The sequence below is a fragment of the Inquilinus limosus genome (assembly GCF_002195995.1).
In the GTDB taxonomy this organism is placed as follows: domain Bacteria; phylum Pseudomonadota; class Alphaproteobacteria; order DSM-16000; family Inquilinaceae; genus Inquilinus; species Inquilinus limosus_C.
Genome location: NZ_NHON01000225.1, coordinates 1 through 623, shown reverse-complemented (window position 1 = coordinate 623; position 623 = coordinate 1). Strand labels below are relative to the sequence as shown.

The 623-nt window shown below is 42.2% G+C and carries 1 protein-coding gene; it reads right to left on the bottom strand.

What is annotated here, in order from left to right:
* The coding region (locus tag BWR60_RS36090) for a MarC family protein (protein WP_088158170.1) at positions 1 to 546 on the bottom strand (546 nt) is incomplete at its 3' end.
* Between the last annotated feature and the right edge of the window lie 77 nt (positions 547 to 623).

Below are 623 nucleotides of genomic sequence, written 5' to 3'. Positions count from 1 at the left end.
GGCCGAAAGTCGCCCGACAATATCAACATAACGGTCAATATATTTGGCATGCTTRTAACGCAAATGGTCATGCGCAAATTTCATTAAAATCATCAAGCCACAGGTCAACGCCAAAGTCAGGAAAATAATCATGGCTGCGCCACTGATTGGCAGYGMMATACCTGTCACCACAGCAGCACTGATGGTTCCTGGTCCAATCATAAAAGGCATAGCAATGGTTCCTGCCAAATGTTCAGGCGCACCACGCATTTCACCAATGGTATCTGCCCCCTGAAACACGTAGCGATAACCAATCACCAAGAAGATCAGACCACCAAATATTTGAAAGGCTTCAAAGCGTACATTTAAATATTTACTAAAAATCGCTTCTCCGCCCCATGCAAACAGCATAAATACTATAAAGGCAATGAGACAGCCCTGAATCAAGGCCTTATTAAACACTTTAGCTTCGGAGTTCCGAATCATGCCAATCATGTAAATACTCATTAAAAACGGATTCAGCAATGAGAAAAACAAAGCAAAAGCATGTAAATATGAGGTCAACATGGTTCCTCCTAATTATCCTTGAGGGTCTGGAAATAAGGGACGATTCCCTGGACTGATTCGATTGATATGTAAGAAGG